The following is a 14,986-nucleotide window of genomic DNA, read 5'->3' on the forward strand; positions in this document are numbered from 1 at the left end:
ATCCGCATCCCCAGCCCACCGCCCCATCCACAAGATCCCACGGAGACAGACCATGCAACGCCACACCTTCGTCCGCGCGCTCGTCGCCACCGCCCTGGCCAGCGCCTTCGCCCTGCCGGCCGCCCAGGCCCAGACCGTCAAGCTCACGCTCGGCCACGGTGCCGCGCCGGGCAACCCGCGCCATGAGGCCGCCGTCAAGTTCGCCGAGGTCGCCAAGGCGAAGTCGGGCGGCCGCATCGAGGTCCAGGTCGCGCCGTCGGCCCAGCTTGGCGACGATGCCGCGATGGTCACCGCGCTGCGCACCGGCGCGCTGGACCTGTCGGCCAACTCGCAGGGCGCGGTCGCGACCACGGTGCCCGAGTACGCCGCCTACGGCATGCCCTTCCTGTTCGCCAGCCCGGCCCAGGCCTTCAAGCTGCTGGACGGCCCGCTCGGCAAGGAGCTGGCCGACAAGTCGGCCGAGAAGGGCATGGTCGTGCTGGGCTACTGGGACAACGGCATCCGCCACATGACCAACAGCAAGCGCGCGATCAGCAAGGTCGAGGACATGAAGGGCCTGAAGATGCGCACGCCGCCCGACGCGGTGCTCGTGGACATCATGCATGCCCTCGGTGCCGAGGCGCAGCAGATCAAGTTCGCCGAGCTGTACGTGGCGCTGCAGCAGGGCGTGGTCGACGGCCAGGAGAACCCGCTGGTCAACATCCACGCCAGCAAGCTCTACGAGGTCCAGAAGCACCTCGCGCTGACCAGCCACATGTTCCAGATGACGCCCTTCCTGATGAGCAAGCGCAGCTGGGACCGCCTGTCCGAAGCCGATCGCAAGGCCGTGACCGAGGCCGCCGCCGAGGCCACCGCGCTGCAGCGCCGGATGTCGCAGGAGGCCGACGACAGGCTGCTGGCCGAGCTGAAGGCCAAGGGCGTGCAGGTCACGACCGTGGACAAGGCCGCCTTCGCCAAGGCCACCGCCAACGTCGATGACAAGTGGCTGGCCACGCCGATCGGGCCTTACCTGAAGAAGGTCATCGCCGCCGCGCGCTGACCGATCCGGACGCCGGCGGCGGCCTGACCGTCGCCGGCTACTCACACCCCTGAGCGCCGCCGCGACCCGCTCGCGCCGGCTGAGGTGCCTGCCTTGAAACGATTGCTCGACCGGGTCAACGGGGCCATCGGCGCGTGCTGCCGCATCGTGCTGTACGCGTCCCTGACCGTGACCTTCCTGATCCTCAGCATCAACGTCGCGCTGCGCTATGCCGCCGGCTCCAGCCTGGCCTGGGCCTCCGAGCTGCCCGAGCTGCTCTTCCCCTGGATGATCATGAGCGGCGTGGTGCTCGCGGCCCAGCACGGCTCGCACATCGCCGTGGTCATCCTGACGCAGCGCCTGCGGGGCAGCCGGCGCTGGGTGCTGGGCGGCGGTTCGCTGCTGGTCTCGGCGCTCTACCTCGGCCTGTCCTGGGCGGCGCTTCCGCTGATGGAGATCGCCGCCGACGAACGCTCGCCCATCCTGCAGGTGCCCGGCTCGCTGACCGTCGCCTGCCTGTTGATCGGCTTCGTGCTGCTGGCCGTCGTCAACCTCTGCCAGCTGCCGCTGGTGTGGCGCGCCGCCTCGTCCGATGCGGACGCGGCGCCTGCCGATCGCCTCGAAGGAGCCACGTCATGACCGCCCTCATCATCGGCCTGTTCATCGTCGCCGCGCTGGCGTCGATCCCGATCGCCCATGCGCTGGTGCTGGCCTCGGTCAGCGCGCTGCTGCTGTCGGGCCGCATCCCGGTCGACCTGGCGGTGCAGCAGATGATTTCCCAGATGCAGAGCTTCCCGCTCATCGCCATCCCGTTCTTCATGCTGACCGGCGCGCTGATGGTCAGCGGCAAGCTGGGCCAGAGCCTGGTCAACCTGCTGACCATGATGATCGGCCGCGTGCATGGCGGTCCGGCCCAGGTCGGCGTGCTGTCGTCGACCATCTTCGGCGGCGTGTCCGGCTCGGCCGTGGCCGATGCCTCGGCGATCGGCTCGATGCTGATCCCCTGGCTGAAGAAGCTCGGCTACCCGGCGCCGTTCGCGGCGGGCACGTTGGCCGCAGCGGCCACCATCGACATCCTGATCCCGCCGTCGATCCCGATGATCGTGTACGCGCTGGTCTCGGGTGCCTCGATCGGCGCGCTGTTCGTGGCCGGCATCCTGCCGGGCCTGCTGATGTGCGGCGGCTTCATGCTGGTCTGCTACATCCAGGGCCGCCGTCGCAACTTCCCGCGCGACACCACGCCGTTCGAATGGGGTGCCTTCGCGGTGCAGCTGGCCCAGGCCGGTCCGGCCCTGGCGATGCCGGTGCTGATCATCATCTTCCTGCGCTTCGGCATCGCCACGCCGACCGAGGTCAGCGTGATGTCGACCCTCTACGCGCTGCTCGTCGCCGGGCTGGTCTACCGCGACCTGACGCTGGCCAAGCTCAAGCATGCGGCGATCGAGGCGGGCATCTCTACCGGCGTGGTGCTGCTGATCATCATGGCGTCGAGCATCGTCGGCTGGATCGTCACCTACGAGCAGCTGCCGGCCGTCTTCACCCGCTTCGCGACCGAGACGCTGCAGTCGCCGTGGCTGATCATCCTGGCGATGAACCTGATCATGCTGGCCACCGGCATGTTCATCGACCTGCCCGCCGCGGTGCTGCTGCTCACGCCGATGTTCGTGCCGCTGGCCTCGGCCGTGGGCATGGACCTGATCCAGCTCGGGATCATGATGATCGTGAACCTCTCGATCGGCCTGTACCACCCGCCGATCGGCACGACGCTGTTCATCACCGCCTCGATCGCCAAGGTCCGCATCGGCGACGTCGTGGTCGAGCTGATCCCCTTCTACATCGTCGCCATCGGGCTGCTGCTGGGCTTTGCCTACCTGCCCTGGCTCACCCTCCACTGATCCGGAAGCATCCTCATGAGCACCCTTGAAGAGCTGCGCCTGCGCGCGCACCGCATCCGCCGCTACGCCCTGCGCATGGGCGAGGTCCAGGGCCAGGGCTACATCGGCCAGGCACTCGGCTGGGCCGACGTGCTGGCCGTGGCCTACGGCCATGCGCTGAACCTGCGGCCCGAACAGCCCGAGTGGGAAGGGCGCGACCGCTTCCTGCTCTCGCATGGCCACTACGCCATCGCCTTCTATGCCGCGCTGATCGAGGCCGGCGTGATCCCCGAGTCCGAGCTGGAGAGCTACGGCAGCGACGACAGCCGCCTGCCCATGTCCGGCATGGCCACCTACACGCCGGGCATGGAGATCTCCGGCGGCTCGCTGGGCCAGGGTCTGCCGATCGCGGTGGGCATGGCGCTGGGCCTGAAGCACAAGCGCAACCCGGCCTTCGTCTACAACTCGATGTCCGACGGCGAGCTCGACGAGGGCTCGACCTGGGAAGGCGCGATGGCCGCCGCCCACCACCGGCTCGACAACCTGATCTGCCTGGTCGACATCAACAACCAGCAGGCCGACGGACCCTCGTCGAAGGTGCTGGGCTTCGAGCCGCTGGCCGACAAGTGGGCCGCCTTCGGCTGGCACGTCCAGCGCATCGACGGCAACGACCTCGCCGCCGTGCTGGCCGCCTTCGACACCGCCCGGACGCTGGCCGAGCCGCGCCCGCGCGTGATCCTGTTCGACACGCTGATGGGCAAGGGCGTGCCCTTCCTGGAGCAGCGCGAGAAGAACCATTTCATCCGCGTCGATCCGCCCGAATGGCAGCAGGCCATCGCGATCCTGGACGCCAACCAGCCCGAGGAAACCGCCGCATGAACACGCCCGCCGTCGACACCCGCACCCCGGCCAAGCCCCGGCTGACCACCTCGGCCATGATTGCCTCGATCGCCAGCGAAGGGCAGCGCGTCAAGGCCGCACCCTTCGGCAAGGCGCTGGTCGAGCTGGCCGCGAACCGGCCCGAGATCGTCGGCCTGACCGCCGACCTGGCCAAGTACACCGACCTGCACCTGTTCGCGCAGGCCTACCCGGAACGCTTCCACCAGATGGGCATGGCCGAGCAGCTGCTCATGGCCGCCGCCGGTGGCATGGCCAAGGAGGGGCTGATCCCCTTCGCGACCACCTACGCGGTGTTCGGCACGCGCCGGGCCTATGACTTCATCCACCAGGTCATCGCCGAGGAAAACCTGCCGGTCAAGATGTGCTGCGCGCTGCCCGGCCTGACCACCGGCTACGGCCCCAGCCACCAGGCCACCGAGGACCTGGCCATGATGCGCGGCATCCCCGGCCTGACCATCGTCGACCCCTGCGACGCGCTCGACATCGAGCAGGCCGTGCCGCAGATCGCCGACCATCCCGGCCCCGTCTACCTGCGGCTGCTGCGCGGCAACGTGCCGCTGGTGCTCGATGAATACGACTACCGCTTCGAGCTGGGCAAGGCCAAGCTGCTGCGCGATGGTGCCGACGTGCTGGTGATCTCCAGCGGCTTCATGACCATGCGGGCGCTGGAAGTGGCCGAGGACCTGCGCGCCGACCGCGTCGACGTCGCGGTGCTGCACTGCCCGACCATCAAGCCGCTGGACGAGGCCACGATCCTCGCGGCGGTCGGCGCGAAGCCGCGCCTGGTCGTCGTGGCCGAGAACCATTCGGTCATCGGCGGCCTGGGCGAGGCGGTCGCCAGCAGCCTGCTGCGCCACCGCGTGCAGCCGGCCGGCTTCGAGCTGGCCGGCCTGCCCGACGCCTACCTCGACGCCGGCGCGCTGCCCACGCTGCATGAGCGCTACGGCATCAGCCGCACCGCGCTGGCCGGACGCATCAAGGGCTGGCTCGGCCGCTGAACGCATCGACAGGGCCGAGCCCTCCGGCGTGATGACACGCTGGTCACGCGCATGGCCTGGCGCAAGACCCGGCGCAAGACCCGGCGCACGATCCGGCGCAGAGGTCGCGGCCGGTTCAGCCGCCCGCCGGGTCGATGCGGGCGAAACGCGCCACCGTGCGGCCGTCGACCTCGACCGTGCCGAAGAACATCGCGTGCGGCCGGACCCACCAGCCGGTCGAGTTGTAGATCGGCCGGTAGAGCACCAGCGGCTCCAGCGTCTCGCTGTGGCGGGCCACGCCGATGACCTCGTACTCGCCGCCCTTGTGGTGGCGGTAGCGGCCGGTCGGTGTCGACGGCAGCTCGGGCAGGTCGTCACCCGCGCCATGGGCGGGCAGGGCAGACATCGAGGGGGTGTCGGGCATCGGCAGGTCCTGTGGCTGGGCTGTGGAAGGGGCCGTGGTGGGCGCAAGGGACGGGACAGGGCGTCCGGCTTGCGGCGGGCGGTCTGGCCAGCGATTGGAACCGACCCGGCCTACCTGTTCTTGCGGCTTTTCAGCCGATTCCGGTGATGCAGCGACGGGGGCCTCGTTCGTAGCGTGCGGCGCTTTCTCCCACCTTGCTTGAAGCCGCCGATGGTGCATCCCGACCCCCTCCCTTCCTTGCCTGCCGGCGGCCTGCCCGGCACCCACGCCACCCCCGGCATATCCGGCATATCCGGTGACAGGTACGACCCGCCGCGTTCGCCCTTCGGCTGGCCTTGCCTGGCCTTCGTGCTGGGCACCGGCCTGCTGCTGAACCTGCCGGTCGGCTGGCGCCGCGCCAGCGGGCTGGTGGCGGCGTCCGGCCTCACCCACGCGGTGCGCATGACCGCGCTGGAAGCCCTGCTGATGGTCGGCCTCAGCGGCCTGCTGCTCGGGCTGGCGGCGCTGCTGGGCCGTGGCGTGCTGCGCCTGTTCGGCGTGGCGGTGATCGGGATCGGCGCGGCGGCAGCCTGGTTCATGTGGCAGCACCAGGTCGTGATCGGCTTGGGCACCGTGCTGGCCGCGCTGACGATCGACCACGACCTGACACGCGAGCTGTTCGAGCCGAGGCTGATGCTGTGGTGCCTGGTGGTCGGCCTGCTGCCGGCGCTGGCCTGGTTTCGGGTTGCGCCGGCGAGCTGGTGGCGCGGGCCGCTGCGGTGCCGCCGGCTCGGCGCCTGGCTGGCCTGGATCGCGCTGTCGGCGCTGCTGATGGCCGGCGCCCGCTTGGCCCTGGCGACGGCGGCGGAGCGGGCGCCTCATGGGTCCGGCCCGGTCAACGCGCCGCATGCGGCCAGCCCGGCCGGCATCGCCGCCCATGCCTACCTGCCGTCGAACTGGCTGGCTGGCGTTGGCGCGGTGCTTGCGCAGCGCTGGCGCCAGCACCGCGATGGCCAGCAGCTGCTGGACCCGGCCGCGCAGCATCGCCACCTGCCACAGGTGCCACTGGACGACCGCGTGGTCGTGCTGGTGATTGGCGAGAGCACCCGCCACGATCGCATGGGTCTGCTGGGCCACGACCGCGACACCACGCCGGCGCTGGCCCGCGAGCGCGACCTGGCGGCCTTTGCCGGCCGCGCCTGCGACACCTCGACGCAACTGTCGCTGGCCTGCATGTTCGTGCGCCCGCAGGCGGTGGTTGCCGGCAGCGACGGGGCGCCCGACCGCATCACCGAGCGCGACGTGTTCTCGGTCTTTCGCAGCCTGGGCTTCCGCATCGAGCTGTACGCGCTGCAAGGCGAGGCCGGCTTCTACGGCCGGGTCGGCGCGGACGAGATGAAGCTGCGCGAGATGATCCTGGCCGAGCCCGCCAACGCCGGCCGGCCGGTGCACGACGTGCTGCTGGTCGACCAGTTGCAGGCCGCCTTGCGCCGCCATGACGAGCGCCGCAGCCACCAGCCGCTGCTGGTCGTGCTGCACACCAAGGGTTCGCACTTCCACTATGCGCAGCGCTACCCGGCCGGGCAGGCGGTCTGGACGCCCGATTGCAGCGATCCGGACGACCGCTGCGACGACGCGGCGCTGCTCAATGCCTACGACAACAGCGTGCGCCAGGTCGACACCGTGCTGCAGGGCGTGCGCGATGCGGTGCGCGACCGGCGTGCCTGGGTCGCCTACAGCGCCGACCACGGCGAATCGGTCGGCGGGGGCATGCATTTCCACGCCACGCCCAAGGCGGTCGCACCGCCCGAACAGTTCAAGGTGCCGATGCTGTTCTGGGCCAGCCCACGCTGGCTGGACCACCCGCTGCTGGCGCGCGCCCATGCCCGGCTGATGGCACGGGCGCGCCGCGACCCGCCCGACCTGCACGGCCACCACGAGCTGTACGCGACCCTGCTGGGCTGCCTGGGCGTGCGCTCGCCGGACGGCGGCATCGACCCGGCGCGCGACCTCTGCGCCGGGCCTTGAGCCGGAGGCCGCGCGCTCAGGCCAGCCGGCCGGCGCGGAAGTCCTCGACCGCCTGGTACAGCTCCTGCTGCGTGTTCATCACGAAGGGGCCGTACTGGGCGATCGGCTCGTTCAGCGGCGCACCGGCGATCAGCAACAGGCGGGCGCCGTCGCCACCGGCCTGCACCCGCACGCCGTCGGCCGCCGGCTGGTTGGCCAGGATGGCCATGCGCTGCACCGGCACGTCGGTGGCCGCGCCGTCCGGGCCGACCCTGGCCGCACCCCGGTAGACGTAGACGAAGGCGTTGTGGCCGGGCGGCAGTTCCTGCTCGACCACCGCGCCCGGCGCCAGGTGCAGGTCCAGGTAGACCGGCTCGGTGGTGTCGCGCTGCATCGCGCCGCTGACGCCCTGGCTGCTGCCGGCGATCACGCGCACGGTCGCGCCGGGCAGGCGCACCTCGGGGATCTCGCTGGACGGGATGTCGCGATACCAGGCCGGGCGCATCTTGTCGCGCGAATGCAGGTTGACCCAGAGCTGGAAGCCTTCCATGCGGCCTTCCTCCTGCTCGGGCAGCTCGCTGTGGATCACGCCGCGGCCGGCGGTCATCCACTGCACGCCGCCGTTGGTCAGCAGGCCCTCGTTGCCGGCCGAGTCGCGGTGGCGCATGCGGCCCGACAGCATGTAGGTCACCGTCTCGAAGCCGCGGTGCGGGTGGTCGGGGAAGCCGGCGATGTAGTCGTCGGCCTGGTCGCTGCCGAAGGCGTCCAGCATCAGGAAGGGGTCGAGCCGGCGCTGCAGGTTGTTGGTCAGCACGCGGGTCAGCTTGACGCCCGCGCCGTCCGAGGTCGGCTGGCCAGCGACCAGGCGCTCGACGGTGCGCGGCTGCGTGAGGGTGGCAACGGGGGTGGTCATGGTCTGGGCTCCTGTCTTCCGATGGCTGCGTGGCGTACGTGTGGGCGGGTCGGCCCCGGCAAGGCGCGAAGTTTCGTTGAAACGTCGCCTCTGCCGTGGCCGCCTCGATCAGGCCGTGGCGGGCTCGCCGAACAGCGCGTCGATCTGGGCGCGGGCCTCAGCGATGCCGCGCTCGCTGGCCTCCGGACCCATGCCCTGCGCCTCGGCGTAGATCACCTCGACGTCGGTCATGCCCAGGAAGCCCAGCACCTGGCGCAGGTAGGGCACCTGGGTGTCGCTGGGCAGCTCGCGGTGGATGCCGCCGCGGGTGGCAACGACATAGACCTTCTTGCCCTTGAGCAGGCCTTCCGGGCCGGTGGCGGTGTACTGGAAGGTCACGCGCACCTTGGCGATCGCGTCGATCCAGTTCTTGAGCTGCGCGGTGACGCCGAAGTTGAACATCGGCGAGCCGATCACGACCACGTCGGCGGCCTGGATCTCCGCGATCAGCGCATCGTCCTGCGCGACCCGGGCGGCGGCCTCCGGGCTGCGCTGCTCGGCCGGCGTGAAGAGCGCCTGCAGGGCGGCCTCGTCCAGCACCGGATGCGGCTGGCGGGCCAGGTCGCGCACCGTCAGCGAGGCGCCGGGATGGGCCGCCAGCACGCGCTCGACGACCTCGGCGGCCAGTCGGCTGGACAGGGAACCCGCGTCGGCGGTGGCGGTACGGGCGCTGGTGTTGACTTGCAGGATGTTCATGGCGGTGTCCTTCGGAACGTCGGGAAACGGTGTGGCGATGGGATGAACTCTATCGATGCTGAATCAGCAACAGAAGCCACGCCTGTGGATATGATTGATCCGTCAGTGGAACAATCTTGCCTCTTAAAAACCTTCGCGCACGACCGGAGCCCGCCATGACCATCGATGCCGACGACCTGCTGCTGTTCGCCCGCGTGGTCGAGGCCGGCAGCCTGAGCGCCGCCGCGCTGCGGCTGGACTGGCCCAAGTCGACCGTGTCGCGGCGGCTGTCCGGGCTGGAACAGCGGCTCGGCGAGCGGCTGCTCCAGCGCAGCACCCGCCGGCTCAGCCTGACCGAGTTCGGCCAGGGCGTGCTGGAACACGCCCGCCAGGTCGCCGTCGAGGTCGAGGCCGCCCAGGCGCTGGCCGCGCACCGCCAGGTCGTGCCCTCGGGCCGGCTGCGGGTGTCGATGGCGGGCGACCTCGCCACCTTCCTGATGGCCGACCTGGTGGCCGACTTCCTGGTCCGCCACCCGCTGATCACGCTGGAACTGGACCTGTCGCCGCGCCGGGTCGACCTGATCGCCGAGAACATCGACGTGGCCATCCGTGCCGGCGAGCTGCCGGCCGACAGCAGCCTCGCGGCGCGCCGGCTGGTCGACTTCACCGGGGCGCTCTATGCCGCGCCGTCCTGGGTCGACCGGCGCGAGCCGGTGGTCGATCCGGACCAGCTGCCGCTGCTGGACGGCCTGGTGCTGTCGCGCGACGGGGCCGATCCGCGTCCCTGGAAACTGTCCGAGACGGCCACGGCCCGGACCTGGACCGGCCGGCCGCGCGTGCATGCCGCCGCCAACTCGCCGCACCTGCTGGGCCAGCTGGCGACGGCCGGGCTGGGCATCACCGCCTTGCCGGACCTCTACGCCGCCGAGGCCGTCGCCGACGGCCGACTGGTGCGGGTCCTGCCCGGCTGGCAGACCGAGCTGGCGACCGTCTGGGCGGTCTTCCCCGAGCGCCGCCTGATGCCCGCCCGCACGCGGGCCTTCATCGACGCGATGGTGGCCGGCCTGGCCCAGCGCTGCCGGGCGCACGGCTGTGCTGGCGCGGTCGATCCTTCGGCGGGCTCATCCCGCGAGCCAGCGCCGGCCTTAGCCTGAGCGGGCATGAAAACCGAAGCGACAACAGAATCCACGCCAGAAGCGACCTGCCGGATGTCCGAGCCGATGTCTGCACCCATGCCCGCCACCCCGCCGCCGATCGGCTCGGCCCATCGCCGGCGGCTGCGCCTGCTGTGGCAGTCGGCTGGCTGGCCTTGCCATGACCGGGTCGAGGCCGAGCTGCTGGCCGCCGGCCTGGTGCAGCGCGTGCTGGACGAACAGGGCCGCATGACGCTGCACCTGAGCGATGCCGGCGTGCAGGAGCTGGTGCGCGCCAGCGAGCAGAACCGGCGCGCCCGCAGCGCCCACGACGGCCTGGTCAGCCGGGTCGCCGCGACGCTGGCGCGCGAGGGCCGGCTGGCCTGGTGCGGCCTGAGCGTGCGCGCGCCGCTGGCGGTCGAGGCCCACCCGGTCGGGCCGACCGAGGACCTGCTGGCCGCGCTGGCCGAACCCGCGCTGGATGCGCCGGACGCGCCGGCCGCATCGCCCGCATCGAACCGCTGGGCCCTGGTCCTGCCCGACGTCTACTCGATCCGCCAGACCAGCGCGGCGGCCTGGCTGCAGCCGCAGGTCCACGAGATCAAGGTCAGCCGCGCCGACCTGCTGGCCGACCTGCGCCTGGTCGACAAGCGGGCCGCCTACCTCGCGCTGGCCGGTGCGCTGTACTACGTGCTGGCCGAGGGCATCGGCGACGCCGACGACGTGCCGCCCGCATGCGGCGTGCTGCTGGCCCGCGGCAGCCCGCGCGAGCATGCCGAGGCGGCCGGCCAGCCGGTCTTGCTGGAAGTCCAGCGGCTGGCGCCGACCCGGCCGCTGGACCTGCCCGGTGGCCTGCCCTTCGGCGTCTGGATGGCGCTGGCGCGCAAGGCGCCGCAGGCCCAGCCGGACGAAGGTCAGCTGGGGCTCTGAGGCTCGTCCGGATGACCCGGCCGGCGCAGCGACAGCGGCGGCTCGATCACCACCGGCTGGCCCGGCGCTTGGCAGCCGGGGTCGCAGCAGGCACCGGGCTGGCGGGCGGCGGATCGGTTGCGGGTGATGGCGCGAGCCTCGTCGTGCAGCACGCCGCGGTCGAGCAGGCGCTCGACCAGGTCGACCTTGTCGCCGACCGGGTACTGGCGCCAGATCTCCTGCTTCATCGCCGCTGGCGAGCCGCCGCCGTGCAGGCTGATGACCGAGTACCAGCCGCCCTGGTAGCTGGCGGTCAGGTCCTCGATGAAGCGGGCCACCTCGATGCGCTTGTCGTAGGGCACGGCCGGATGGGCGCGCAGCACCTCGGCCAGCGTCGCGGCGGTCGCCGGGTTGTGGTCCTCGTCGGGGCCGGGCAGGGCGACGATCAGGCCGCCGGAGACCTCGTGCGCCAGCCGGTGCATGTCGTAGATCTGGGTCGCCAGCAGCAGCTTGCCGATGTTGCTGAAGACCGGCTCGGGCATCCAGCTGCCGCTGTGCGGGTCGGCGCTGCCGTAGACGCTGGCGGCGACGCCGCAGGCGTAGAAGCCTTCGGTGATCTTGATCAGCTCGACCATCGGGTCGCGCAGGTTGGCCTTCTCGCCCGGGTCGAAGCCGTTGGCCTCGCACATCAGCGCGCCCGCGCCGATCAGCAGGTCGCCGAAGCCGGCACGCGCGCCGATGCAGCTGTGGCGGTGGTGGGTGGCGTAGTGCGTGGTCGCCGCACCGGCCTGCTCGACCTCGCCCGGTTCGCCGGAGAAGAACACCCGCTCCCAGGGCACGAAGACGCGGTCGAACACGACCACCGCGGTCGACTGGCCGTAGCGGCGCGAGAACAGCGGCGCGCCATGCTCGACCTTGGCGCCCGGCCGCCCCGCCGGCCGCGCCACCATCGTCAGCCCCGGCGCATCGACCGGCACGGCGCAGCAGACCGCGAAGTCGGCATCGGCCGGGCCCATCTGCCGGCAGGGCATGACGAGCAGCTCGTGCATGTAGGGCGCGCCGGTCACGATCGCCTTGGTGCCGCTGATGACGATGCCTCGCCCGTTGCGCTCCACCACGTGAACGTAGGTGTCGGGGTTGGCCTGCTGGTGCGGTCGCTTCGAGCGGTCGCCCTTGGCATCGGTCATCGCGATGCCCAGGCTCAGGTCGTGATCCTGCACATGCGCCAGGTAGGCGGCGAAGCGGGCCCGGTATTCGGTGCGGCCGAGTGCGTCGTCCAGCCGGGCACTGGCCTGCTGCAGCGCGTTGAGCGCGTCGTGCGCCAGGTAGCGCTGGGCGCAGCCGGTCTCCTGGCACAGCAGCCGCACCGCCTCCAGCTTGGCCAGCAGGTCGTCGCTGTTGCGGTTGATGTGCAGCATGCGGTTGACCACCACGCCTCGGTCGGCCTGCAAGGCCGTCATGTGGCGGGCGCGGGCCGGGTCCAGCGCGAAGTCGTAGCTCACCGCCAGCGCCTGGATGCCCGGCAGCAGCTCGGGCGCGTCGGCCACCGAGTCGATGCGCCGGCCGTCGACGTAGACCACCGGTGACAGCGCGCGCAGCGACTCGCGGTAGTCGGCACCGGACATCAGCCGGGCGCTCAGGGCCGGCCGCGGATCGGCGACGGGAACGGCATCGGGAAGGGCTTCAACGGGGGCGTTCATGGACGGTCTCCAGGCGGGTTCCGGGCAGTTACCAGGCAGTTGCCAGGCAGTTTGCGGGTCGGGATGAAACAAGTTTAAACACTGTTCAATGAATTGCTCAAGCGCATAATCCGCTCATGGCCAAGACCTCCCGAACCCGCGCGAACACCGATGCGCGCGCCTCCGCCGCCGCGCTGGAGTCCGACAACGGTGGCACCGACCTCGACGCCGCCGACCCGTCTGGCGCCCGTGCCGAACGCCAGCGTGCGCTGGCCGACGTGCGCCGCAGCCTGGTGCTCAAGGCCGCCCGCGATGCCTTCTTCGAGCTGGGACTGGAAGGGGCCAGCCTGCGCGAGATCGCCCGCCGCGCCGGCTACACGCCCGGTGCGATCTACAGCTATTTCGACAGCAAGGAAGCCGTCTACGGCGCCTTGCTGGCCGAGTCGCTGGAGCGCCTGAACGCGGCGGTCGCACCGGCCGCCGCAGCCGAATCGCCCACGGCCGCGCTGCGCACCGCCGCGCTGGCCTTCTTCGACTTCTACCGCGAGAACCCGCGCGACCTGGACCTCGGCTTCTACCTGTTCCAGGGCATGCAGCCGCGCGGCCTGACGCCCGAACTCAACGAGACGCTGAACGCCCGCCTGCGCGACGCGCTGGAGCCGACCCGCCACGCGCTGATCGGCCTGGGCTGGCCGGAGGACGGCGCCCTGACCGAGACCACCGCGCTGTTCGCCCACGTCGTCGGCCTGCTGGTGCTGAGCCACACCGGCCGCATCCGCATGTTCCGCCAGCCGTCGACCGACCTGTTCCAGCGCTACCTGGACCAGCTGCTGCAACGCAGGCCGGGGGGTGGACATGACTGAGCGCATGACCGAGCGCATGACGGAGTGCATGTCGCCCGACCCGCTGGCCGAGCTGATCAACCCGGAGGCCAGTGCGCTGGTGCTGGTCGACTACCAGCAGCGCCTGATGCCGGCGATCCACGACGCCGCCTCGGTGCTGGCCCATGCGGTCCGGCTGGCCGACATCGCCCGAGTGATGGGCGTGCCGGTGATCGGCACCGAACAGAACCCGCACAGCCTCGGACCGAACGAGCCGGCCATCCGCGAGCGCTGCGGCGCGACGCTGGCCAAGATGCATTTCGACGCCTGCGCCGACGGCCTGGTCGAGGCCCTGCGCGCGCTGCGTGGCCGCTCCGGCCAGCCGCTGCGCGAGGTCGTCATCGCCGGCTGCGAGGCCCATGTCTGCCTGATGCAGACCGCGCTGGGCCTGCTGCGTGCGGGGCTGCGCGTCTGGGTGGTCGAGCCGGCCTGCGGCTCGCGCCGCGCCGACGATCGTGCGCTCGGCCTGCGCCGCCTCGAACGTGCCGGCGCGACCTGCATCGGCGTCGAGATGGTCGCCTTCGAGTGGCTGCGCAGCTGCGAGCACGAACGTTTCAAGGCGCTGCTGCCGCTGCTCAAGACCCCCATCCTCTGACCGGCCTGATCGGCCCTTCCTGCTGGAGCCCGCCATGTCCATCCCCGAGAAATCCGCCGCCGTGACGACCACCTACGCCGAGTTCGAGGCCGCCGCGCGGGCCGCCGGTGCCGATGCGGTGTTGGAGCGCCACTGGGCGCCGCTGACCGTGCTGGACACCCACACCCATCCCTTCGCCGCCAGCGCGCTGGTGGTGCAGGGCGAGATGTGGCTGGCGGTCGATGAAGGCGGCACGGTGGGCGTCGAATGCCACCTGCGTCCGGGCGACCGCTTCGAGGTCGCCCGCGAGGTGCCGCACCGCGAGCGCTACGGTGCCGAGGGGGCGACCTACTGGGTCGCGCGCAGGGACTGAGTGGGAGGCGCCGGCCGGCCTCAGCCGGGCCGGGGCACGTCGTAGCGCAGCTCGGCGAAGCCGTCGCCGATGCGGCGTGCCGCCGTCAGCCGAAAGGGTGGCGAGGTGTGGCGACGCGGCAGCAGCGGCTGGCCGCGGCCCAGCGTCACCGAGGCGACCTGCACGATCAGCTCGTCGAGCAGGCCGGCGTCCAGGAACTGCCCGACCAGGTCTCCGCCGCCGACCAGCCAGACGTTGCGCTCGCCGGCCGCCGTCCACATCGCCGCATGCACCGGTCGCACGTCGCCGCGCACGAAGCGGATGTCCGCGCCCGGCACTGCCGGCAGCTCGCGGCTGGAGAACACCCACGTCGGCTGCGTGTAGGGCCAGGCACTGCCGGTCTGGTCGGCCACCCGCACCGCGTGGCGCAGCATCCATTCATAGGTCGACGAACCCATCGCCAGCGCGCCGACCTCGGCGATGAAGGCCGGGTAGCCGGTCTCGGCGATGTCGCCCAGCGGGAACAGCCATTCGAGCGAGTGGTCCTCGGTGGCCAGGAAGCCGTCCAGGCTGGTCGCCGTGTAGTACTGGGTCTTGGACTTGCGGGGGGTCGTCATGGTGTGCCGGGCCTCCGGTCAGGGACAGGGAAACG

16 protein-coding genes are annotated in these 14,986 nt (G+C 71.4%); 11 read left to right on the forward strand and 5 right to left on the reverse strand.

The window, feature by feature from the left end; genetic code table 11:
- Positions 1-52: 52 nt before the first annotated feature.
- From Q8X39_RS01875 to Q8X39_RS01895, 5 genes are all read left to right on the forward strand, one after another.
- Positions 53-1,039 carry a TRAP transporter substrate-binding protein gene (locus Q8X39_RS01875; RefSeq protein WP_305747929.1) on the forward strand — a complete coding sequence of 329 codons (987 nt, stop codon included), beginning with the start codon at positions 53-55 and terminating at the stop codon, positions 1,037-1,039.
- A 93-nt stretch (positions 1,040-1,132) separates the two neighbouring features.
- The gene (locus tag Q8X39_RS01880; protein ID WP_305747930.1) at positions 1,133-1,657 is read left to right on the forward strand and encodes a TRAP transporter small permease; all 525 of its coding nucleotides are present in this window, start codon (positions 1,133-1,135) and stop codon (positions 1,655-1,657) included.
- Entirely contained in the window at positions 1,654-2,913 is a 1,260-nt protein-coding gene (locus tag Q8X39_RS01885; protein ID WP_305747931.1) for a TRAP transporter large permease, read from the forward strand. The genes Q8X39_RS01880 and Q8X39_RS01885 overlap by 4 nt, the downstream gene beginning before the upstream one ends.
- A 15-nt stretch (positions 2,914-2,928) precedes the next feature.
- Complete coding sequence (locus Q8X39_RS01890) at positions 2,929-3,771, forward strand: transketolase (RefSeq protein WP_305747932.1); 843 nt, start codon at positions 2,929-2,931, stop codon at positions 3,769-3,771.
- Positions 3,768-4,790 (forward strand): transketolase family protein, encoded by a 1,023-nt coding sequence (locus Q8X39_RS01895; protein ID WP_305747933.1) that lies wholly within the window; start codon positions 3,768-3,770, stop codon positions 4,788-4,790. The genes Q8X39_RS01890 and Q8X39_RS01895 overlap by 4 nt, the downstream gene beginning before the upstream one ends.
- 115 nt (positions 4,791-4,905) lie before the next feature.
- Here Q8X39_RS01895 and Q8X39_RS01900 read toward each other — a convergent pair whose 3' ends face one another.
- Positions 4,906-5,193: a DUF1653 domain-containing protein gene (locus tag Q8X39_RS01900; RefSeq protein WP_305747934.1), complete on the reverse strand. Its 288-nt coding sequence runs from the start codon at positions 5,191-5,193 to the stop codon at positions 4,906-4,908.
- Positions 5,194-5,430: 237 nt separating this feature from the next.
- Here Q8X39_RS01900 and eptB point away from each other — a divergent pair, with 237 nt between their 5' ends.
- Entirely contained in the window at positions 5,431-7,200 is a 1,770-nt protein-coding gene (gene eptB, locus Q8X39_RS01905) for a kdo(2)-lipid A phosphoethanolamine 7''-transferase (RefSeq protein ID WP_305747935.1), read from the forward strand.
- Positions 7,201-7,216: 16 nt separating this feature from the next.
- Here eptB and Q8X39_RS01910 read toward each other — a convergent pair whose 3' ends face one another.
- Together Q8X39_RS01910 and Q8X39_RS01915 are read right to left on the reverse strand one after the other, a co-directional pair.
- Positions 7,217-8,092, reverse strand: a complete 876-nt coding sequence (locus Q8X39_RS01910) for a pirin family protein (RefSeq protein WP_305747936.1) — start codon at positions 8,090-8,092, stop codon at positions 7,217-7,219.
- A gap of 108 nt (positions 8,093-8,200) precedes the next feature.
- Positions 8,201-8,827 (reverse strand): FMN-dependent NADH-azoreductase, encoded by a 627-nt coding sequence (locus Q8X39_RS01915; protein ID WP_305747937.1) that lies wholly within the window; start codon positions 8,825-8,827, stop codon positions 8,201-8,203.
- A gap of 155 nt (positions 8,828-8,982) precedes the next feature.
- Between Q8X39_RS01915 and Q8X39_RS01920 the strand changes: the two genes are divergently transcribed.
- Complete coding sequence (locus tag Q8X39_RS01920) at positions 8,983-9,960, forward strand: LysR family transcriptional regulator (protein ID WP_305747938.1); 978 nt, start codon at positions 8,983-8,985, stop codon at positions 9,958-9,960.
- A gap of 78 nt (positions 9,961-10,038) precedes the next feature.
- Positions 10,039-10,869 carry a hypothetical protein gene (locus Q8X39_RS01925; RefSeq protein ID WP_305747939.1) on the forward strand — a complete coding sequence of 277 codons (831 nt, stop codon included), beginning with the start codon at positions 10,039-10,041 and terminating at the stop codon, positions 10,867-10,869.
- On the opposite strand, the gene Q8X39_RS01930 is transcribed toward Q8X39_RS01925, so the two are convergent.
- On the reverse strand, positions 10,854-12,548 hold the full coding sequence (locus Q8X39_RS01930; RefSeq protein WP_407067944.1) for a 4-hydroxyphenylacetate 3-hydroxylase family protein: 1,695 nt from the start codon (positions 12,546-12,548) through the stop codon (positions 10,854-10,856). The two genes, Q8X39_RS01925 and Q8X39_RS01930, sit on opposite strands and share 16 nt — an antisense overlap.
- Positions 12,549-12,664: 116 nt before the next feature.
- Between Q8X39_RS01930 and Q8X39_RS01935 the strand changes: the two genes are divergently transcribed.
- The 3 genes from Q8X39_RS01935 to Q8X39_RS01945 are packed head-to-tail and all read left to right on the forward strand — an operon-like array spanning position 12,665 to position 14,355.
- Positions 12,665-13,390: a TetR/AcrR family transcriptional regulator gene (locus Q8X39_RS01935; protein WP_305747940.1), complete on the forward strand. Its 726-nt coding sequence runs from the start codon at positions 12,665-12,667 to the stop codon at positions 13,388-13,390.
- Positions 13,383-14,003, forward strand: coding sequence for an isochorismatase family protein (locus Q8X39_RS01940; protein WP_407067945.1), 621 nt, complete (start codon positions 13,383-13,385; stop codon positions 14,001-14,003). The genes Q8X39_RS01935 and Q8X39_RS01940 overlap by 8 nt, the downstream gene beginning before the upstream one ends.
- A gap of 34 nt (positions 14,004-14,037) precedes the next feature.
- Positions 14,038-14,355: a cupin domain-containing protein gene (locus tag Q8X39_RS01945; RefSeq protein WP_305747941.1), complete on the forward strand. Its 318-nt coding sequence runs from the start codon at positions 14,038-14,040 to the stop codon at positions 14,353-14,355.
- 20 nt (positions 14,356-14,375) lie between these two features.
- Here the strand turns inward: Q8X39_RS01945 and Q8X39_RS01950 are convergent, their stop codons facing one another.
- Positions 14,376-14,951, reverse strand: a complete 576-nt coding sequence (locus tag Q8X39_RS01950) for a dihydrofolate reductase family protein (protein WP_305747942.1) — start codon at positions 14,949-14,951, stop codon at positions 14,376-14,378.
- Positions 14,952-14,986: the final 35 nt, after the last annotated feature.

It is taken from the genome of Leptothrix discophora (genome assembly GCF_030705305.1).
GTDB classification, from domain to species: Bacteria; Pseudomonadota; Gammaproteobacteria; order Burkholderiales; family Burkholderiaceae_C; genus Sphaerotilus; species Sphaerotilus discophorus.